Annotated in this window: 12 protein-coding genes; 6 read left to right on the top strand and 6 right to left on the bottom strand. The window is 72.6% G+C overall.

Going from position 1 to position 20,337, the window contains the following annotated elements; genetic code table 11:
• Window positions 1-75: 75 nt before the first annotated feature.
• The 3 genes from ACXAHD_RS08695 to ACXAHD_RS08685 all read right to left on the bottom strand — a co-directional run bounded on the left by ACXAHD_RS08695 (window position 76) and on the right by ACXAHD_RS08685 (window position 4,170).
• A complete protein-coding gene (locus ACXAHD_RS08695) occupies window positions 76-1,113 on the bottom strand; it encodes a cobalamin B12-binding domain-containing protein (RefSeq protein ID WP_281554760.1) in 1,038 nt (345 codons plus the stop codon).
• Window positions 1,113-2,891, bottom strand: a complete 1,779-nt coding sequence (locus ACXAHD_RS08690) for a SpoIIE family protein phosphatase (RefSeq protein ID WP_289212795.1) — start codon at window positions 2,889-2,891, stop codon at window positions 1,113-1,115. The genes ACXAHD_RS08695 and ACXAHD_RS08690 overlap by 1 nt, the downstream gene beginning before the upstream one ends.
• A 184-nt stretch (window positions 2,892-3,075) precedes the next feature.
• Complete coding sequence (locus tag ACXAHD_RS08685; RefSeq protein ID WP_281555573.1) at window positions 3,076-4,170, bottom strand: glycosyltransferase family 4 protein; 1,095 nt, start codon at window positions 4,168-4,170, stop codon at window positions 3,076-3,078.
• 287 nt (window positions 4,171-4,457) lie between these two features.
• On the opposite strand from ACXAHD_RS08685, the gene ACXAHD_RS08680 reads away from it, so the two are divergent.
• The 3 genes from ACXAHD_RS08680 to ACXAHD_RS08670 are packed head-to-tail and all read left to right on the top strand — an operon-like array spanning window position 4,458 to window position 9,169.
• Window positions 4,458-7,136, top strand: coding sequence for a winged helix-turn-helix domain-containing protein (locus tag ACXAHD_RS08680; RefSeq protein ID WP_475049649.1), 2,679 nt, complete (start codon window positions 4,458-4,460; stop codon window positions 7,134-7,136).
• Window positions 7,137-7,179: 43 nt separating this feature from the next.
• A complete protein-coding gene (locus tag ACXAHD_RS08675; RefSeq protein ID WP_281554757.1) occupies window positions 7,180-7,860 on the top strand; it encodes a BON domain-containing protein in 681 nt (226 codons plus the stop codon).
• Window positions 7,861-7,888: 28 nt separating this feature from the next.
• Complete coding sequence (locus tag ACXAHD_RS08670) at window positions 7,889-9,169, top strand: mechanosensitive ion channel family protein (protein WP_289212794.1); 1,281 nt, start codon at window positions 7,889-7,891, stop codon at window positions 9,167-9,169.
• Window positions 9,170-9,206: 37 nt separating this feature from the next.
• Here ACXAHD_RS08670 and dnaK read toward each other — a convergent pair whose 3' ends face one another.
• On the bottom strand, window positions 9,207-10,991 hold the full coding sequence (gene dnaK / locus ACXAHD_RS08665; protein ID WP_289212793.1) for a molecular chaperone DnaK: 1,785 nt from the start codon (window positions 10,989-10,991) through the stop codon (window positions 9,207-9,209).
• A gap of 195 nt (window positions 10,992-11,186) precedes the next feature.
• Between dnaK and ACXAHD_RS08660 the strand changes: the two genes are divergently transcribed.
• Window positions 11,187-11,375 (top strand): DUF2795 domain-containing protein, encoded by a 189-nt coding sequence (locus tag ACXAHD_RS08660; RefSeq protein WP_281554754.1) that lies wholly within the window; start codon window positions 11,187-11,189, stop codon window positions 11,373-11,375.
• Between the two features lie 70 nt (window positions 11,376-11,445).
• Window positions 11,446-12,159 carry a methyltransferase domain-containing protein gene (locus ACXAHD_RS08655; protein ID WP_289212792.1) on the top strand — a complete coding sequence of 238 codons (714 nt, stop codon included), beginning with the start codon at window positions 11,446-11,448 and terminating at the stop codon, window positions 12,157-12,159.
• 12 nt (window positions 12,160-12,171) lie between these two features.
• Here ACXAHD_RS08655 and ACXAHD_RS08650 read toward each other — a convergent pair whose 3' ends face one another.
• Together ACXAHD_RS08650 and ACXAHD_RS08645 are read right to left on the bottom strand one after the other, a co-directional pair.
• Window positions 12,172-13,671 carry a hypothetical protein gene (locus ACXAHD_RS08650; protein ID WP_475049645.1) on the bottom strand — a complete coding sequence of 500 codons (1,500 nt, stop codon included), beginning with the start codon at window positions 13,669-13,671 and terminating at the stop codon, window positions 12,172-12,174.
• A gap of 26 nt (window positions 13,672-13,697) precedes the next feature.
• Window positions 13,698-15,536 carry a S8 family peptidase gene (locus tag ACXAHD_RS08645; RefSeq protein WP_281554751.1) on the bottom strand — a complete coding sequence of 613 codons (1,839 nt, stop codon included), beginning with the start codon at window positions 15,534-15,536 and terminating at the stop codon, window positions 13,698-13,700.
• 238 nt (window positions 15,537-15,774) lie between these two features.
• Here ACXAHD_RS08645 and ACXAHD_RS08640 point away from each other — a divergent pair, with 238 nt between their 5' ends.
• On the top strand, window positions 15,775-20,328 hold the full coding sequence (locus tag ACXAHD_RS08640) for an HAD-IC family P-type ATPase (RefSeq protein ID WP_289212790.1): 4,554 nt from the start codon (window positions 15,775-15,777) through the stop codon (window positions 20,326-20,328).
• Window positions 20,329-20,337 lie beyond the last annotated feature (9 nt).

Here is a 20,337-nt window from a genome sequence, read left to right as displayed (position 1 = left end):
TCGCGACTAGTGCCCCGCAAAGGGGACAGACCGATCAACTGCCAGCCACCGAATCCGCCGACCCCGCCAGTGAAATCAGCTTGGATCGCAGGGGTCAAGGGCTCGCCGGCCGTCGAGCAGAAATTGATAGGCCCGAGGAAAGTCGCGCAATGTACTCGCGAATGCACTCAGAGTACGTCGTACCCCGATCACCGGGACGCCGCGGGACCCGAGTATCTCGGCCGTCCAGTCGACGGCATCGACGAACAGCGTGGAGTCGTCCATGTAGACCGCGGCGGAGAGGAAGTCCACCAGGTGACCGAGATCGACGATCGTCGCGTCCCACTGCCCGGTGGTGTAGCCGGCCGTCGACGGTTCCCGGTGCCGCAGATCGTCCAGCGCGACGTCGATGATCTCGGCGCGCCGGCTCACCAGCCCGGCGTACTCCTCACCGCCGAGCCGGCTGGTCGCCCGGACGGTCCGGGCCAGGTCACCGTCGGAGTCGGCGAGCAGGTCCGCCGCGGCACGGGCGTCCGGAGCCCACGCAACCCCCATTGCCCGGGCCCACCGGCCGTCGGGTCCGAAGCCCCGGCCGCCGACCAGGACCGGCACGTCGGCCCGCTGGCAGGCCTGGACGGTGCGATGCGCCTGCGGTAGACGCATCGGCAACGCGCAGGCCAGTGCCACCGCCACCGGGTCGTGCCGGTGCAGATAGGTCATCAGGTGCACGGCCGGCACACTTGCGCCCAGGAAGGTGACCTGCCAGCCACGCAGCCGCAGGACCTCGGCGACCAGTCGGGGAGGCAACGCGTGCCACTCCCCGTCCATGCAGGCCACGATCACCCTGCCCCGGTGTGGCCGGGGCGCGGCCCGGGTAGTGACCGCGGCGACCATCAACTCACTGATGTGCGTCGCTGCATGCTCCTGGGCCACCGACCACTCGTTGCGCTGCCACCATCGGCCGACCTGGACCTGGGCCGGCGCGATCAGATCCAGCAGTACCGATTCGGCCGGGACCCCGGCCGCCAGCAGTTCGTCGGCCAACGCCAGCGCGGCGACCTCGTCCGCGGCCGCCAGGCAGGCCAGCAGTGCCGGGTACGCGCCACCTACCTCGACAGGTGTCGGTGCGGCCACTACCGGCGGTTCTCCCGCCGTGGGTCGGGCGCCACGGGCACATGCCGGTCCCGCTGCCGGTGGCCAGGCGGATCGGCGCGCACCGCGAGCACGGCGATGTCGTCGTGCTCGCGGCCGGCCAGCCAGTCCCCCGCCAACTGCTCCACCCGTTCGGCGAGTGCCGGCGCCGGCATCTGATGACACCCCTGCAGCGCCTGCGTGAGTCGGTCGAGACCGTACTGCTCGGTACCGTACCGCCCGCCACGGGCCTCGGTGACCCCGTCGCTGTAGAGCAGGCACGTCTCACCGGGCGCGAGGTCGACGGTCAACTGGCCGATCCTCGGCTGCGGGACCACGCCGATCAGCATGCCGCTGAGCGGCACCGTCTGCACCGTCGCGTCGCCGCGCAGCACCAACGGCGGAAGGTGACCACCGCCGGCCAGGGTGAGCGTCAGACCACCGTCGCGGGCCGGACGGGCCGACCCGAGCACCATCGTCGCGAACCGGCCCTGCCCCTGGGCCTGAGTCGTCTCCAGGACCGACTCGTTGAGCAGCCGGAGCAGTCGTCTCGGATCGGTCTCGACACTACGCAGCGCCTGCAGCGCCTGGCGTACCTGGCCGGTGAACACCGCCGCTTCAACGCCCTTCCCGGAGACGTCGCCGAGAAAGAACAGCACCCCGCGCTCGGGCAGGTCGAATGCGCCGTAGAAGTCGCCGCCGATACGCAGCGACGACGGGGCCGGCCGGTACGCGGTGCCCCACTGCACACCCGGCACCCGTCGGGGCACCGCCGGCAACAGGCTAGCCTGCAGGGTCTCCGCGACTTCCGACTGGTGGCGGTAGAGCACCGCGGCGTCGAGGGCGGAGCCGGCGCGGGCGGCAAACCCCCGCAACAGGTGCAGGTCGGCGTCGTCGAACCCGACCGGACCAGGTCGGGCGACCAGCAGCACACCGGTCGGATGCGTGCTGCCCGGCAGGGCGGCGACCCGTACGGCGAAATCCCGGCCCGGCGGCGGGAACAGCCAACCCAGGTCGACGAGTTGCTCGGCAAGCCAGTCCAGGGACGTCACCTCGACGCCACGCAACGCCTCGGTGAACGCCGGTGGCAACTCGTCCACCGCGATCGTGCCGCCGTCGACCGGTGGTTTCCCACCGGTACCCGGGTCGCTGGCCCGCCACCAACTGGCGCGACCACGGTGAGGTGCGACCACCAGCACCGCGAACTGTCCGAGCGTTGGCACCGCGAGCCGCACGGCGGCCCGAGCCGCCCGGTCCTCATGCAGTGGGTTGCCGAGTTGCTGGCTCGCGTTGGCCAGGAACATCCAGCGGGCCCGCTCGGCGAGCAAAGCGTCGGCGCGCGCGGTGCGCTCGGTCGTATCATCGACATACCAGGCGATCCGGTCGTGCGCCAGGGGAACCCGGCGCAACCGCAGCCGATGCCCGTGGTGAGTCAGCTCAGCGGTAGAGGAGGTGTCGAAGGTAGCCAGGTCCAGCCCGGCGATGCCGCTGGCGGAGGCCGCCTGCCCAAGAACCAGCTCCGGCAGCAGCCGTCGGGCGGTGGCGTCCAGCTGCCGGACCACCCCGGCACCGTCGCAGATCAGCAGCCCTTCGCGGAAGTTGTCGACGGTGGCCTGACCGGGCGGTCCACCGGGGGTCGCGGTGGACGGCTCCCCGTGCCGCAGTCGCGGGTCAGCCGTGGCACCGAACGGGACAGCTCCGGAAGGCGCCGTCGCCGTCGACTCGGGTGTACAGACCCGCCCATCGCCCGGTTCCCGGTCCGTGACTTCGGCGGTGCTCACCAGCCAGGCCTCACTCCCTTGTCCCGGTCGACCGGCCCGGACAGGCGCACCGGGACCGTTGCTCGTGCTCCACCCTACGCGGCTGGTCGCGAATCGCCACCCGGTAGTTGCGCAGTCGGCTGGCCGTGGGCCGCCCGCCTCCGCAGTTGGTGCGGGCGACGGCCAGCCGCCCGCACCAACTGGCTCAACCGTCGACCACCAGCGGCAACAGGTCGCGCTCCGGTCGCCGCGCCAGCTCCGGTTCGCCGTCGGACGGCACCGCGAGCGACATTGCGTACTTCCACCGGTGGTAGATCCGCTCGTACCGGGACGCCATCAGATCCGGCGAGAACGACAGCCGTACGTGCTCCGCGCACACCTGCGGGTCCAGTTCCCCGGCCTGCTCGATGGCCTCCGGTAGCTCGGCCGGGTCGGTGCAGACCATCCCCGTCTCGCCGTGTCGCACCACCTCCGGCACCGCACCCCGGTTGAGGGCGACGACCGGGGTGCCGCAGGCCATCGCCTCCAGCATCACCATCCCGAACGGTTCCTCCCAGCGGATCGGCATGAGCAGGCACCGGGCCTCGGTGAGTAGCTGCCAACACCGCTGTCGGTCGGGGTTGACCAGCAGTTCGACGTCGGGGCCGAGCATCGGCTGGACGACGTCCTCGAGATAGCGCCGCTCGGACGGCTCAGTCGCCTTGCCGGCGAGAACGAGCGGCACTCCGGCCTTGCGGCAGGCTTCGATCGCCAGGTCCGGGCCCTTGTCCGCGGCGAAACGTCCGAGCCACAGCACCGGGCCGTCGGCCGGCACCGGCTTGGGCCGAACCTCGGCGGCCAATCCGTTGTGCACAGTCGCTGCCCACGGCAGGCCGCTACCCACTCGACGCTGCGCGTAGGAAATCGCCACCAATGCGACGGATCGATCTATACCACGCAGATACTCACCTAGCTCGCCGTCCGGCGAATTGTGCACGGTGACCACCGTCGGTACCCGTCGGCGGGCGGCGGCGAGCGGACCGACTGTGGTGTGGTCGTGCACGACGTCGAAGGTGTCGTCCTCGATCAGCCGGTCCACCCGAGCCAGGTGCACGAGTTCCGGCAGTGAGTGACCGAGCCGGTCGGACTGCAACTCCCGGACGGTACTGACGAAGTTCGCGGCGGTCCCGGTCCGACTGCCGGCTCCAAAAAGCGTCACTTCGTTGCCCCGGGCGACCAACGCGTCGACCAGAGCGGCGCAGACCTGTTCGACGCCGCCGTAGCCGGGCGGAGGTAGCTCGTAGTAAGGCGGCACGATCATGGCAATCCGCAGCGGCTTGTGCTGCTCGGTGTGCGTGGACGGAACGTCGTTCACGGCGCACCCCCTGCGCTGAGCCGACACCACGGCCGGATGTTCACCGGGTACCCGGTAGGGAGGGATAAAAACTGATATGTCAGCGCCGGACGGGCCAAGGTAACTCAACCGGAATGGTCCGCTGCGACGATGGCGCGTTAGAACCGGACAGGTCGGGGAACGCCACCCGCGACACACAGTCAGGGCCGGCAGGCGCGCAGCCAGCACCGCCGGCACGGCGACGGGAGTGGCGGATGCGCACAGCCGGACAGGAAACCGTGGCGGGACACCATCGCGCGCTCCGGCCGACCGCCCCGACGAACCTCGATCCGGTGCCGCTGCTCGGATCGAAAACCGCCCCGCCTGCTCCACCGGCCGGCCTGCTCGACCGGCCACGGCTGACCGCCCGGTTGGAGATCGGTACGCGTGGCCCGTTGACACTGCTGGTCGCACCGGCCGGATGGGGCAAGACCGCGCTGCTGGCCGGCTGGTTCGTCGACCGACGGGCCAGGGGCAGTGCGATCTGGCTGACTCTCGAGCCCGCCGACCGCGGCGACCGGTTCTGGTCGTACCTGCACGCAGCGCTCGCCGCCGAGACGGCCCGCCGGCACCCGGACCGGCCCGCGCCGCCCGCTCCCGGCCGTGCCGATCCCGAGCTTTTCCTGCCCCGGTTCGCGTCGGTGATCGCCGCCCAGCCGGAGCCGGTCCTGCTGGTGCTGGACGACGCGCACACCATCACCGATCCCGAGGTGGTCCGGGGAATCGAGTTCCTGCTGCGGCACTGCCGTGGGCGGCTGCGTCTGGTGGCGGCCGGCCGCGCCGAACCGGCACTCGCACTGCACCGGTACCGGCTGACCGGTGAGCTGACCGAGATCCGGGCCGCCGAGCTCGCGCTGACCTTGACCGAGAGCGCCCGTCTGGTCGGCGCGCAGGGTCTCGGCCCGGCCAACGACCAGATCCGCGAGCTGCACCACCGGGCCGAGGGGTGGCCGGCCGGGGTGCGGCTGGCTGGCCTGGCGTTGCAGGCTGGCGAGAGACCCGCAACGGTACGGGAGTACGTCGGTGCCGATCCTGACCCGGCCGCCGACTACCTGTCCGCTGAAGTGCTCGCCGGGCAGGCTGCGCTGACACACCAGACACTCGTCCGCACCTCGGTGCTGGACCGGGTCTGCGGGCCGCTGGCCGACGAACTGACCGGGCGCGACGACGGCGAGGAGCAACTGGCCGCGGCCGCCCGCGACGCCGGCGGCTTCATCATCGCTGCGGGCGGCGACCCGGCCTGGTACCGCTGTCACCGGATGCTCAGCGACGTGCTGTACGCCGAGTTGACCAGCCGGTTCCCTGACGAGATCCCGCAGTTGCACGAGCGGGCGTACCGGTGGCATCGCGCTCACGGCCGGCCACTGGCGGCGGTCCGGCACGGACTGGCCTGCGGTGACCTGCTCGGTGCCGGCCAACTGGTTGACGAGCACTGGCCCGAACTGCTGCTCTGCGGTCACGAGGACGCCCGACACACCCCGGTGCCCACCGGCCGGGACCTTGGCCATTCGGGCCTGGCGCTGGCTGCCGCCGTCGACCGGTTGGAGACCGCCGGCCAGGCGCCGGCCGGGCCGCCGCCGGACACCTTCGGCCAGGAACCGACCAGCATCGCCACCCGGCTCGTGGACGCGATCGACGGGAGATATCACGACGAGACGCTGAGCTACGCCGACGAGTTGTTCGCCACCAGCGGCCTGGCCACGACGACCGCAGGTGCACCGGCCGGGGGCACGGAGACCCTGGGTGAGCGGGCACGCGCGGTGGCGACGGCGATGCTCGGAACCGTCCGGTTCGCGCACGGCGACCTGGTCGGCGCCGAGGCGATGCTGAATGGCCTGGTCACCGCTCCGTCAACCGACGGGTACGGTTGCCCGACCCGGTACGCCGCCGGTCAACTGGCGCTGTTGCATGCCCGGCGGGGCGAGCTGACGGCCGCTCACCGCATCGCCCAGCAGACCCTGGTCACTGCGGCCTGCCCGGGACGTCGGTGTGCCGGCCACGCCGCCGCCGCTCATCTTGCGCTCGCCATGGTCGCCCTGTGCCGCGACGAACTGCCCGCCGCGACCCGGCAGCTGGATCTGGCCGCAGCGCTGGTCGTGCCCGGGACACCGGGGACGGTCACCGGGCTGCTCCCGGTGGTCCGGGCCGCGCTTCGACAGGCGGAGGGGGACTTCGCCGCAGTCGCCGATCTGCTCGCGACGGCACCGGTGGACCGGGACCCGCCCGACGGTCAGCACAGCCGGCTGCGCCGGCTGGCTCTCGCTGAGGCCCGAATGGCCTGCGGCGACCTCGACGGGGCCCGGGAACTGCTGTCGAACGAGATCCACGACGACCGCTCACCGGCGGTGACGATCGCACTGGCCCGGCTGCATCTGCTCGCCGACGGACCGGCCGATGCTCTGGCGGTGCTCCCCCAGTGGTCGGCACCGGACGGTGAACCACCGGCGGACCCGCTGGTGATCCAGACGCAACGCCAGCCGATGACCCTGCTCGAACGGTTGAACGCCGGGCTGGTCGCGGCCGTCGCCACCCACCGGATGGGCGACCGGCGTCAAGCCCGCGAGCTGCTCGAACAGGTGCTTGACCTGGCCGCCCCGGACGGTCACCGGCTGGTGTTCAACCACGCCGGATCTCCCGCGCGGGAGCTGCTGGTCGAGCACCTCGACTCACCGACCCGGCACCGTCCGGCGCCAGCGCTGACCGAACCGCTCACCGACCGGGAACTGACCGTACTGCGGTACCTGCAGGGCACGCTGTCCAACGGGGAGATCGCCGCCGAGCTGTTCCTGTCGGTGAACACAGTCAAGACCCACGTCCGCAACATCTACCAGAAGCTCGGTGCCCCCCGCCGCCGGGAAGCCGTACGCCGGGCACGTGAACTGCGTCTGCTCTGAGCCCACCGGCAGCCCCGGCACGACGACATTCGTTGGAGGAACATTGACCGCCGCGACCGTGCGTACGGACGAGGAGATCCAGCGTGACGTCCTCGAGGAGCTCAAATGGGACGCCCGGGTCCAGCCCAACGAGATCGGCGTGACCGTCCTGGAGGGCGTGGTGACGCTGCTGGGCTGGGTCGACAACTACGGCAAGAAGTGGGCGGCGGAACGCACCACCCACCGGGTACGCGGGGTGACCGCGGTCGCCAACGACATCGAGGTACGACTGCCCAGTTCGGCGGAGCGGACCGACGCCGATGTCGCCGGCGCCGCCACCCGGGCGTTGGAGTGGGACGCTTTCGTTCCGATCGAACGGCTCGAGGTGACCGTCGCCCACGGGTGGGTCACGCTCAAGGGTGAGGTCGAATGGGAGTTTCAGCGACGAGCGGCGGAGCGGGCGGTACGTCGGCTGTCCGGGGTACGCGGGGTGACCAATCTGATCGCCGTCCGCCCCCGGATCAACCCTTCGGCACCGGAGCTGCGACGCAGCATCGAGGACGCGCTGGTGCGCAGCGCCGCCACCGACGCCCGGCAGGTCACCGTCGACACCGACGGTGGCCGGGTCATCGTCAAGGGGATGGTCCGCTCCTGGCTGGAGCGCGAGGAGGCGGAGCGGATCGCCTGGTCGGCGCCAGGAGTCACCGCGGTGGAGAACCGGATCACCGTGGAACCCGGTAGCTGACCGGGCGGCGGGCGGAGGTCACCGGGCGGTGTGGGACGAGCAGTTGGGCCGGGCGGTGGCGACGGTGGTCGTCGCGGTCGGTGGCTCGCTGGCCCTGGCCTGGCTCTCCGGCAAGGTGGTCCGGCAGGCGGCACGCGGCCGGGTCGCACCGTTCCTCAGCACCCTGCACCGCGAATGCCACCGGCCATGGAGCGCGACGCTGCTGGTCACCGGATTGCTGCTCGCGGTGCCGTTCAGCGGCATCACCGGCGAGGTCCGAGACGAGGCACTGCACACCCTGCTGCTCGCGCTGATCTACGCCGGCGCCTGGCTGGTGATCCGGATCCTGTTCGTCTTCGAGGACACCGCGTTCCGCCGGCTGCCAGTGGACATGGCGGACAACCGACGGCGGCGACGCGCCCGTACCCAGATCGGTCTGCTCCGCCGGCTCACCGCGGTCATCATCAGTATCGTCGCGCTGGCTGCGACGCTGATGACGTTCTCGCAGCTCCGGGCGTTGGGGGCGTCTCTGCTCGCCTCGGCCGGCGTGGCCGGGGTGGTGGCCGGCCTGGCCGCCCAGTCGGTGCTCGGCCACGTGTTCGCCGGGCTGCAGCTCGCCTTCAGCGACGAACTGCGCCTCGACGACGTCGTGGTGGTCGACGAGGAGTGGGGCCGGGTCGAGGAGATCCGGCTCACCTATGTCGTGGTACGGGTCTGGGACCAGCGCCGGCTGATTCTGCCGACGTCCTACTTCACCACCACCCCGTTCCAGAACTGGACCCGCAACGAGGCGCAGGTGCTGGGCAGCGTGATCCTGCACCTGGACTTCACCGCCGACATCGACGTGCTGCGGGCCGAGGCGCACCGCATCGTCGACGCCTCCGCGCTGTGGGACCGTCGGGAATGGGTGATGCAGGTGGTGGACGCGACCGAGACGACCATCTGCATACGGCTGCTCGCCTCGGCCGCCGACGCGCCAAGCTCGTGGGACCTGCGGTGCGAGCTACGCGAGGGCATCTTCGCGTTCCTCCGCCGGCACCATCCCGACTGGCTGCCCAGGGCCCGCAGCGAGCTGGCCGCTCCGGTCGAAGAGGAAGCACTGCCGCCGGCCCGGCACACAGCCGCCGGCCCGCCGACCGGCCGCACGGGCACGACCCGGTTGGGACGACCCGGTGCCGGCGGACCGGATCCGGGAAGCAGCCGCGGCACCGGACCGCGCGGAAGAGCGGCCCGCGCCGCCGGCACCCGGCAGTTCGGCAGTGCTGCGGCGAACCGCCGGCAACGGACGATCGATTCGGCCGCGGCTGATTCGCCGCGCCCCGGCGACTAGACGCCGGGCCGGCAACCGACGCCGGGCCGGACGTCAGTTAGTCGCGCTCGGTGCGACCAACTGCACCGGGAATCGCCGGGACGAACACGGCGGCGACTTGTCGCAGCTCCGCGGCGAGCGTCCGCAGCCGCTCCACCGGGGCGTGCTCACGCAACGCGCCCCCGGCGTCGTCGAGAAGCATCCGGGCCCGGGCGCGCTCGTGGGCGGGTGCTCCGGTGGCCGGTCCGGACAGCTCCCGCTCGACCAGCTCGATCAGTGACTCCAGATCCCCGGCAGGGTCGGTGGCGGCGGCCACCGGCCCGGCGTGACCCACCGACGACCGTGGCTCGACGATCTCGGTCACCACGATCGACTGACGGCTGCCGCCGTCGGCGTCGCGCGCCGAGATCGTCACCATTCCGTCGGCGTCCGTGTCTATGGTGACCTCGATCCGGGGCACCCCACGCGGCGCCGGTCGGATTCCGGACAACCGGAACCGCCCGAGGACCCGGTTGTCCGCAGCCTGTCGGCGCTGGCCCTGCCGGACGACGACGTCGACGCTGGTCTGGCCGTCCTCCGCGGTGGAGAAGACCTGGGTCCGACGGACCGGGATGGCGGTGTTGCGCTCGATGATCGCCGCCATCGTCCCGTCGTGTACCTGCAGTCCGAGGGCGAGCGGGGTGACGTCCCGCAACCGGGCCGGTCCACCCGTACCGATGAGCAGCCCGGCCTGCACTGCGGCGCCGAGCGCCACCACCTCGTCGGCGTTGATCAGCAACTGCGGCTCCTGACCGTCGGCCAGCCGGCGCAGCAGGTCACGCACCGCGGGGATCCGGGTCGCGCCACCGACCATCAGCACCCGGTCGAGGTCCGCCGGGGTGACCCGCGCGTCCCGCATCGCCTGCTCCACCGGATTGCGACAGCGTTCCACCAGGTCACCGGTGAGTTCGTCGAACGACGGCCGGTCGATCAGGGTCCGCAGGTGTTTGGGACCTGCGGCGTCCGACGCGACGAACGGCAGGTTGACCTCCGCCTCGGTGACCGCGGACAGTTCCTCCTTGGCCCGCCGAGCCGCCTCAACGACCCGCCGCCGGGTCTGCGGGTCCGCCGCCAGGTCGATGCCGTGGTCCCGGTGGAACTCGGCGACCAGGTGCTCCACCAGGCGGTGGTCGAAGTCGTCACCGCCCAGGTGCGTGTCGCCGGCCGCGGCGCGGACCTCGACGGTGCCGTCACCGGCGGTCAGTACGCTGACGTCGAAGGTCCCGCCGCCGAGATCGACCACCAGGATCGTCTGTCGCTGGCGCAGGTGCAGCCCGTAGGCCAGCGCGGCAGCCGTCGGTTCGTTGATCAGCCGCAGGATCTCCAGGCCGACGAGTCGGCCGGCCTCGCGGGTCGCGGTGCGCTGGGCGTCGTCGAAGTGCGCCGGTACGGTGACCACCGCCCGGTCGATCCGTTCACCGAGCGTCCTGGCCGCCTCGTCGACGAGGTTGCGTAGCACCAGCGCGCTGATCTCCTCCGGAGCGTACCGGCGGCCGTTGACGTCGAACCGGGCCAGACCGCCGTCACCGACCACGCCAAAGGCCACTTCGGCCGCTTCCCGACCGACCTCGTCGTAACGCCGTCCGGCGAAACGTTTGGCGGAGTGGACGGTCCCCTGCGGGTTGAGCACCGCCTGCCGGCAGGCGGCGTCGCCCACCAGCAGGGCGCCGGCCTCGGTGAACGCCACCACGGAGGGAGTGGTCCGCGACCCGGTCAGGTTCGGTACGACCGTGGGCCGGCCCCCCGAGACCGCGGCGATGACCGAGTTGGTGGTGCCCAGGTCGATTCCCACTGCGCGCGGCATGACCGTCCCCCCTCGTACCGGCGTCCGGCGCGGGCCGGTTGAGCTGTCGTGATCGTGGCAGCCGCCCGGATGACGCCGCGTCACCCGGGCGGAGTGAGCTCGGGTGGGTGACGGCCGGGCGTGCGACCGGACGTGGGTCATCTGACGCCCGCCGGGAAGGCGTAGACCGGCCCGGGGCCGGGTACCGCTGCCGCCATGACCGACGCACCGCGGCTCCCCGACTACGTCGACGGCCTGGACTTCCCGCTCTCCCGTGAGGACTTGGTCCGGCGGGCACAGGAACTCGGCGCGGACACCGCGTTGCTGCAGGCGCTACGGGCGCTGCCCGCCGAACGGTTCGTCAACGCCGAGCAGTTGCTGGCCGAGATCGGCCCACCCGGCTGAACCCCCGACCCACGACGGACGGTGTGCACGTACCGCGTTTCGTCCGGTTGACGCCGGGTACCGGCGTCGGGTGTTCTACGCGGAGTTCTCCAGTACCCGGCACCGGTTGCACGACGGTTACCTGACCACCACCGCCAGCGATCTGCTGGCCGCCGATCCCCGACTGCGCGACCTCGACGTCGAGGTCCGGTTCGACGGCGGCGTCGCGCATGTGACGGGCGACGTCGCCGACGAGGCGGCACTGCGGCGGGTCCGCGAGGCGATCGGACGGTTGGCGGGGGTGCACGGGGTCTGGGACCGCGTCCGGATCGCCGGCGCCGAGCCGGTGATCCTCGACATCGGCTGCGGCGACGGCCCGCAGTACCCCGGCAACATCGGCCTGGACCAGCGACCGGGCAAGGCGGTGGCGGTCGTCGCCGATCTGCGTGACGGCCTGCCGATGCGCGACGACGCGGCGGATCAGATCTTCGCGGTGCACGTGCTGGAGCACCTGACCGACTACCTGCGCCTGATAGACGAGTGCCACCGGGTGCTGCGGCCCGGCGGTGTGCTGCATGTGCTCTCCCCGTGGTGGCGGCATGTCAACGCGGTCGCGGACCCGACCCACCTGCGGTTCTTCGACCTGCAGACGATCAAGGGCATCTGTCAGCAGCCCGGGGCCGCCGGACGCTGGTATCCCCAGCACGCCTCCTGCGACGGGGCCACGGTCTTCGCCGACCTGGTCGCCGCCCGTCCGAACGATCCCGAGCCGTCACCCGGCCACCTCGCCCGGTTCTTCGACTAGTCGCCGGCCGGGTCAGGCCCCGGCCGGCGGCGGCACCAGTCCGCCGGCCACCAGGACCAGCCAGGTGAGTTCCGGATGGACGATGTCGCTGTGCGCGCCGGCCGGTGGCCCTCCGCGGCGCACGACGGCGGTGGCGTTCACGTTGTGGAGCCGGCGATGCTCCAGTCGGTAACCGCCGTGGCCTGTTGCCGCCAGTGGCAACGACCGGGCACCGACGGCGGTGGCACCGTGGAAGCCGAGTGCCCCCCACCGCTCGGCGAGCGCCGGGGTCGCTGCGGCGTCGTCCCCAGCGGCCAGCGAGGCGAGCGGATAGAACACGCCCAGGGCCGAGTCGTTGGTCGAGAAGCAGACCGAGACCGGCCCGTCGATCCGGGCCGGCAGCCCGGCCAGAGCACCGGACCGGACCGGATCGAACGGCAGCGCCGGGGCGAAGGCGAACCTGGAGAACGCCCCTTGCAGCAGGGTCAACGACCGTACCGGGCGAACCGCTCCGCCGGCTGCCGGCTGCGCCGCGTCGGCGGCGAAGCTGACCAGCCGAGCCCCGAAGCTGTGCCCGACCAGGTGGATCCGCACGGACGGCGCCATCGTGGCGAGCCGGGTCAGCACCGGCCCCAGGCCGGCCCGCCCGATCCGGCCGGCCCGGCCCTTCATCTGCCAGTAGGTCAGTTGCCGCAGCGCCTCCTTGGCCCCGTACCAGATTCCGCGCAGCGGGTCCACCAGCCCGGCCGCGCCGCCGACCGCCGCGTCCAGTGGGGTGTGGCAGCGCCGCAGCTCGTCGAGGAAGCGGGCGTACAAGGTGACCGGGTCCACGTCGAGCATCGCGGGCAGCGCCGATGCGGGTCCGGCCGGAGCCGGACCGTCCACAGGTCTCCCGGCCCTCGCCCGGACCGGGCTGGTCGGTACCGCGTCGCCGTCGTCGCCGCAACCGTCGTCGCCGCAACCGTCGTCGGTCACCGTCGCGAACTGGCGGAGTTCGTTGGCGAAGGCCCGCACCCGGGCCTGGGTAGGCGAGGTGCGCAGCAGGTGCGCCATCCGGTCCAGGGCCGGCGCGCCAGCAGGGAAGGTGGCCCGCAGCACGTTCAGCGTCTCGTCGTCCAGAACCGCCGATCGGGGACGGCCCGTGCCGCGACGGCCGACCGGACCTGCCCCGGCACGGGCACCGGCGAGCCCGGCCGGGCCGGGACCGGGCCAGGTCGCGCCGACCGGCTCGAAGTCCGGTGCCGGCTCGTCGGGCCACCGGCGCGCCGGCCAGTGCACGCCGACCAGCCCCAGACTCTCGGCCCACGGTCCCGCCCGCCGGGCCTGGCCGGCGAGCAGGTTGAAGAAGGCGGCGTAGAGCGCGTAAGCGACATCCCGATCGTTGTTCCAGCCGTGCGCGAGCACCACCAGATCGGTGACGCCACGGGCGCGGGCACCGGACAGCAGCGCGGCCACCGACACCGGGTCCGGATCCCCTCCGGCGTCGAAGCGCAGCTCCCACCATGGAAGACCGCCGATCCGTCGGTCCATCATCGGGCCCCTCCCGCCGCAACCGGTGGTCACACCGACTGCAGTGCCCGCATCAGGTCCACCAGCCCGTGGCCCTGGTAGCGCCGGTCGCGGCCGAGCGGCACGGCGGTGTCGAGCAGGATCTGCTTGATCCGCTCAGGCTGGCCGATGAACTCACGACGCACCGACAGGAACGCAGCGACCGCACCGGAAACATGTGGTGCCGCCACACTCGTACCGGACTCCTCCAGGTAGACCGCCGTGCGCGGGTCCGGGCCGCCGGCCTGGGTGGTGGCCAGCCGGGCACCCGCCGCGCAGGAGACGATCCGCTCGCCGGGAGCGACCAGGTCGGGCTTACGGCGGCCGTCGCCGGTCGGCCCCTTCGAGGAGAAGTAGGACACCCCGTAGGTGTGCGGCATGTCGCGGTGCGTCGACCCGACCGTGATCGCGCGTTCGGCGTTGCCCGGATCGTTGATCGTCGCGCCCAGCGTGAATTGCGACGGTACGCCGAACGGCGCGCCCACCGCGCCGTACCCGGAGTTCCCGGCGGCGGTCACCACGACCACCCCGGACCGGACCAGTTTGTCCACCTCGCGGCAGAGTGGGGACTGGCCACATGCGAACCACTCCGGATCGAACTCGTACCCGACGCTGAGGTTGACCCCGTGGATGCGCATCACCCGGTCGCTGCGCGCGTTGACCTCGCGCACGTAGGCCAGCGCGGCGATCACCCGGGACACCCGTTCGGTGAGATCACCCCCGCCGTGCAGCACCTTCAGGCTGACCAACCTGGCCAGCGGCGCGACACCCACCATCGAGGCCGGATCGACCACCGGGCGTGACACCGGGACCGGGACGGCCGGATCGTCGATGTCGTAGCGGTGCTCGATCACCCGTACCGTCCGCTGCGGATGCCGACGCACCCAGTCGTCCACGCCGCCGGCGATGATCCCCGCGACGTGGGTACCGTGGCCGCTGTCGTCGGTCAGCGCGTCATGTGACCGGGGCCGCGCCCCGGGCGGGAAGCTGCGGTGCAGGTCGCGAACCTCGGGTGCGCTGAGCGTCGCGTAGCTGGCGAAGTGCGGGTGCCGCGCGTCGATGCCCGAGTCGACCACCGCCCAGACGATCCGTTCGCCGGTGGCGTTGAAGGTCCGCCGGGCCGCGTCCGCCTTGATGGTGGCCGCCGAGACGTCGATCTGAGGCCGGACCGGGAAGTCCGGCCAGATCCGGTGCACGCTGCGCTGATGCGGATCGCCGATCACGGTGTCCGCCGCTACCAGCCGCTTCATCTGGTTGACGCTGAGTTCACCGACGACGTACTCGCCGGCCAGTGGCCGGGGGTGCCGACCCGCGGTGACCCGGAACCAGAGTCCGGCCAACTGCTCGGTGGCGCGCTGCGGTCCGCCAGCGAAGTGCAGGTTGACCGCGACCAGCACCGGCACCGGCTCGTCCGGGCCGAGTGGGAAGCCGAGGCGCTGCCGCCCGGTTACCGCCCGCAACGGATCGGTGATCACCCCGGGCGCGGCGAGCGGTGCTGGACTGTCCGGACCGGGCGCGCCGTTGCCGACGGTGGCGGGCGGCCCGTCGGGTGCCGGCACAGCCGATGCCCGGTGGCCGGCCAGCAGCGTAGCCCGCGCCCGACCGGCGTCGGTCAACGACCAGGTCCGGCCACCGGTGACCAGGTTGGCGGCGCGCAGCCGGTCCAACGCCTGCCGGACCCGGTGGTGCCACTGCGGTTCGCCGTCGCGGTCGGCACGCTCGGCGTCGCCGAGCCGGTCACCGTACCGGAAGGCCACCTCGCGCAGCACCGCAGCGAGCCCGGGGGCGGCCCGGGGGCGGCCGGCGAGCGCGATCAGCGTACGGCTGTCCCAGTCATCCGGCTGCGTCACGGCGGTCCCCTCCCACCAGCGCCGCGAACGGCCGATCGACGACCGCAGCGGCCACCTCAAGCATAGAGCGACGAGACAACTACTTGAAGTGAGCAATCGACCTCACTTCCGGACCGCCACCGGCCCCGAAAACAGGAAACCTGCTCAGCTACGCATCGCCCGGCTCTACGGTGAGGAGACGAGAGCCATCACAGACCGTCATCCCCCGGGGCGGACCGACGCCAGGGAGGTGACGCCCGTGCTGGAGCGTCCGGCAGCCACTATCAGCTCGGTACGGCACCGCCGGATGGCCCACGCCCGGCACGCCTGGGCCTACGACGGCCACGCCCATCTCGAGGTCAGCACGGACGACCATGGTCGGGCGATCGCCGACGTGCAGCGGCTGGAGCAGGCTCTGCACGAGGTCGACGGGGTGCACTGGGCGGCCTGGAACGGCGCGCTGGGCCGGATGGTGATCCGGTTCGACCCGGAGGTGCTCGGCAACTCCCGGCTCGTCGCCGCGCTCGCCGACGCGGAGCGGCGCCTCGCCCCGCGAGCGACCGGCACCACCCACGTCGACGCCGGCCTCGGTAACGCCGTGTCACTGGCCGGTGATCTGATCGGCGCCGGTGTCGGAGCTGTAGGCAAGGTACTCCGGCTGCCCGCACTACCCAACGAACTCGCCGCACTGCCCGCCGCCTTCGAGCACGTGCCGCAGCTGCGTTCCTGGTTGCGCCGTACTCTCGGCCCGGTCGGCGCCGACCTCGGTCAGGCGTTGTTCAGCACCGCCGTGGCAGCGGCCTCACAACGCCCGCTGACCAGCCTCACCGACGCCGTACTGCGGGTCGCGCTGATCGCCGAGGATTCCGCCTACCACAAGGTGTGGGCCGCCCGGGCCCACGAACTGCATCCCGACCCGGACAGCAGTCGCGCACCGGCGCTGCCGGCGCCGGACCGCCCTCGACCGTTGCCGGACGGCCCGATCGAGCGGTACGCCCAACGGATGAGCACGCTGACCCTGGTCGCCGCCGGAATGCTCACCATGCTGCCGGGCGGCCGGCAGCGTGCCGCCCGAGTCACCGCGGTCGCGTCCCCGCGCAGCGCCCGGACCGGCCGCGACGCCTACTGCGGGGAGCTCGGCCGGATCCTCGCCCGGCGGGGCGTGGTGGTGCGGGAAGCCGCCGCGCTGCGCCGGCTGGACCGGGTCGACACGGTGATCGTCGACGCCTCGGTTCTACTCACCGGCCGCACCCTGGTCACCGCGGTGGTCCCGATCAGCGCAACAGAGGAGCAGGCCCGCCGGGTCGCGGCCCGACTGGTCGATCCCGCCACCGACCCGGGGGACGGCCGCGACCAGCCCCAGCCGCCCCCCGGCAGAGCAGACGCCGGCGAAGCCACCGACGGCTGGGCGTTGACTGCCCCGCACCGGCTCACCCATGCGTTGCCAGCCGACCTGCTGGACCGGCTCGGCAGCAGTGCACCGCCGAACGGCGCCCGGGCCGGGACTCCTGGCGGCGACCTGCTGGTGCTCACCCACCACGGAGAGCCGATGGCCCTGGTACGCGCCGAGGCCGAGCTGGACCCGCTGGCGGAGGCGCTCACCACGGCAGCCCGCCGGGTAGGCCAGCTGCTCATCGCGGGCCGCAGCCGGGCCGGCCGCAGTCCGGCGACCGGCCCGACCGGCAGCATGCTCGCCAGCCGCTGCCAGGCGGCGGGGACGGTGGCCGGGGGATCGAAACTGGCCGCCTCCGTACGGACGTTGCAGCAGGCCGGTCACGGGGTCACCCTGATCGCCGCCCGTAACGACGTCGCCCTGGCCGCCGCAGACTGCGGAATCGGGGTGATCCGGGCCGCCGCCCGGCGCCCGCCCTGGGGTGCTCACCTGATCTGCGCGCCCGGGTTGGAGACCGCCTGGCTGGTACTGGAGGCGACGGCGTTGGCCCGTTCGGTGAGCACCGACAGCGCCCGGCGTGCCATGCTCGGCTCCGTCGCCGCCGCCGCGCTCGGCGTGCTCGACGGTAGCCCCCGTGGCGGCTCGCGGTCGTTGCTGATCGACAACGTGGCTGGCCTGGTCAACCTGGCGATCGGGCACCGGGCGGCCCGAGGGCTGCGTGGACGGCCGACACCCGCGCCGCGAAGCCGGGCGCCCTGGCACGCCATGCCGGTCGACGAGGTACTCACCCGGCTCGGCTCCTCGACCGAAGGGCTCAGCGACGTACAGGCCCGACAGCGACAGGCTGAACAGTCCGGTGGTCAATCCGACGACGGACCGGCCCGGGGCCTGTGGCAGGCCACCGCAGCCGAGTTGGACACCCCGCTGACCGGTCCACTGGCCGCCGGTGCCGGGGTGTCGGCGATGACCGGATCGACCGTCGACGCCGTCATGGTGCTCTCGGTGATCATGGCAAACGCGCTGCTCGCCGGTGCCCAGGAGATGGCGGCCGGGCGGGCGCTGCGCCGGCTGCTCAGTGCCGGGGCCCTGCGGGTACGGCTGCAGCGCGACGGGGAACAGCACGTCCGACCGGCGGAGGACCTGGTGGCCGGCGACCTCATCTGCCTGGAAGCCGGCGACTCGGTGCCCGCCGACTGCCGGCTGGTCACCGCGAACGGGCTGGAGATGGACGAGTCCAGCCTCACCGGTGAGTCGGTGCCGGTAGCGAAGACCGTCGACGGCACCGGAGCCGACGCGGTCGCCGACCGCACCAGCATGGTGTACGCGGGCAGTACCGTGGCCGCCGGCACGGCAACCGCCGTCGTGGTGGCGACCGGTCGATCGACCGAGGCTGGCAGCTCCGTCGACCAGGTGCAGGACGAGTCCCCTCGGGGCGGGGTGCAGGCCAGGCTGCGTCAGATCACCTCGGCGTCGGTACCGACCGCGCTCGCCGCCGCCGCGGCGACCCTCGGCAGCGGGCTGTTGCGGGGCCGGCTGGCCGAATCGGTCGGGTCCTCGGTGGCCCTCGCCGTCGCCGCCATCCCCGAAGGGCTGCCGTTCGTCGCCACCGCCGCCCAGCTCAGTGCGAGCAGACGGCTGTCCCGGCACAACGTGCTGATCCGGGATCCCCGGGCGATGGAGGCGCTCGGCCGGGTCGACGTGATCTGCTTCGACAAGACCGGCACCCTAACCCAGGGATCGATCCGGCTGCAGAGTGTCTGCGACGGCCGCCGAACCGAGCCGGTCGACGCGCTGGGCTCCGACCTGCGACGGATTCTGTCGGCGGCGCTGCGGGCCACCCCGGTTCCGGACGGCGATCAGAAACTGCCTCACCCGACCGACCAGGCGGTGGTCGACGGCGGGTACTCGGCCGGGGTGGGCATCCGCGAAGGCGCCGAAGGCTGGGAACCCCTCGCCGAGCTGCCGTTCGAGCCGGGCCGGGGCTTCCACGCGGTGCTCGGTACCTGCCCGGGTGGTGCCGTCATCAGCGTCAAGGGCGCCCCGGAGACGGTGCTGCCGCGGTGCGCGACCTGGCGCCGCACCGACGGGGTGGTGCCGCTGGACGACGCCGGCCGCCGCGAGATCGACCTGGCCATCGACGGGCTGGCCCGCAACGGTTTGCGGGTACTCGCCGTCGCCGGTCGGGTCGCGTCCGGTCGCCGGGACCTCGACGACGACCGGATCGACCGGTTGGAGCTGCACGGGTTGCTCGGCCTGGCCGACCCGCCACGCGACACCGCCGCCGACGCCGTCCGGCGGCTGCGCCGCGCCGGGATCACCGTGGTGATGCTGACCGGTGACCATCCGAGCACCGCCGAGTCCATCGGCTCGCAACTCGGCCTGCTCGACGGCAGCGCGGTAGTCACCGGGGCGGACCTCGACGCCGCCGGACCGGACCAGCTGCCCGAACTGGTGTCCCGGACAGCGGTCTTCGCCCGGGTCAGTCCGGCCCACAAGGTCGCCGTGGTCCGGGCGCTGCGCCAGGCGGGCCGGGTCGTCGCGGTGACCGGTGACGGCGCCAACGACGCACCGGCGATCCAACTCGCCGACGTCGGAATCGCCCTCGGCGATCACGGCACCAGCGCCGCCCGCCAGGCGGCGGACATGATCGTGGTCGACGGCCGGATCGAGAGCATCGCCGAGGGTGTGGCCGAAGGGCGGGCGATGTGGGTGTCGGTGCGTGAGGCCCTCGCCCTGCTGCTCGGCGGCAACCTGGGGGAGATCCTCTTCTCGGTCGGCAGCTCGCTCATCGCCGGCCAGCAGGCACTCAACCCCCGGCAGATCCTGTTCGTCAACCTGATGACCGACCTGCTGCCGGCGATCGCCGTGGCGTCCCGCCCACCACGGGGAATCAGCGCCGACGAACTCGCCCGCGAGGGACCGGAGTCGTCGCTCGGCGCCAGTCTCAACCAGCAGGTCGCCCGGCGGGCGGCGGCGACCGCGCTGGCCACCACCGGAGGTTGGCTGACCGCCCGGTTCACCGGCACCCCCGCCCGTGCCGGCAGCGTGGCGCTCGCCGCGCTGGTGGCCGCCCAGTTGGCGCAGACCGCGGTCGCCGCGAAGGGTGATCCGACGGTACTGGCGGCCGCCGGGGTGTCGCTCGGGGCGTTGTTCGGGGTGGTGCAGACGCCGGTGGTCAGTCAGTTCTTCGGCTGCCGTCCACTGGGACCGGTCGGCTGGTCGATCGTCGGCGGTTCGGCGGTCGCCGCGGCAGGGCTCGGGCTGCTGCCGCTGGAACGGATCGAACGGCTCCGCCGGACCCGCCTGGGCCGGTTGACAACGGATGTCGCTCACCGGGGCGCCGGTCACCGGGTACGCCGGGCCGTCCGCCCGGTGCGCCGGCTGCGGCCTACCGGCACCGACGCCCCGGTCCCGGTCTGACACCCGGAG

The sequence above is a fragment of the Micromonospora sp. ABR4_055 genome, from assembly GCF_056160425.1.
This window is presented reverse-complemented; position numbering and strand designations above follow the sequence as displayed.

What these genes read in the sequence shown, in the direction of transcription:
- ACXAHD_RS08685 (WP_281555573.1), bottom strand. Translation starts at nt 4,170, where the DNA reads ATGATCGTGCCGCCTTACTACGAGCTACCTCCGCCCGGCTACGGCGGC.
- ACXAHD_RS08680 (WP_475049649.1), top strand. Translation starts at nt 4,458, where the DNA reads ATGCGCACAGCCGGACAGGAAACCGTGGCGGGACACCATCGCGCGCTC.
- dnaK (WP_289212793.1), bottom strand. Translation starts at nt 10,991, where the DNA reads ATGCCGCGCGCAGTGGGAATCGACCTGGGCACCACCAACTCGGTCATC.
- ACXAHD_RS08660 (WP_281554754.1), top strand. Translation starts at nt 11,187, where the DNA reads ATGACCGACGCACCGCGGCTCCCCGACTACGTCGACGGCCTGGACTTC.
- ACXAHD_RS08650 (WP_475049645.1), bottom strand. Translation starts at nt 13,671, where the DNA reads ATGATGGACCGACGGATCGGCGGTCTTCCATGGTGGGAGCTGCGCTTC.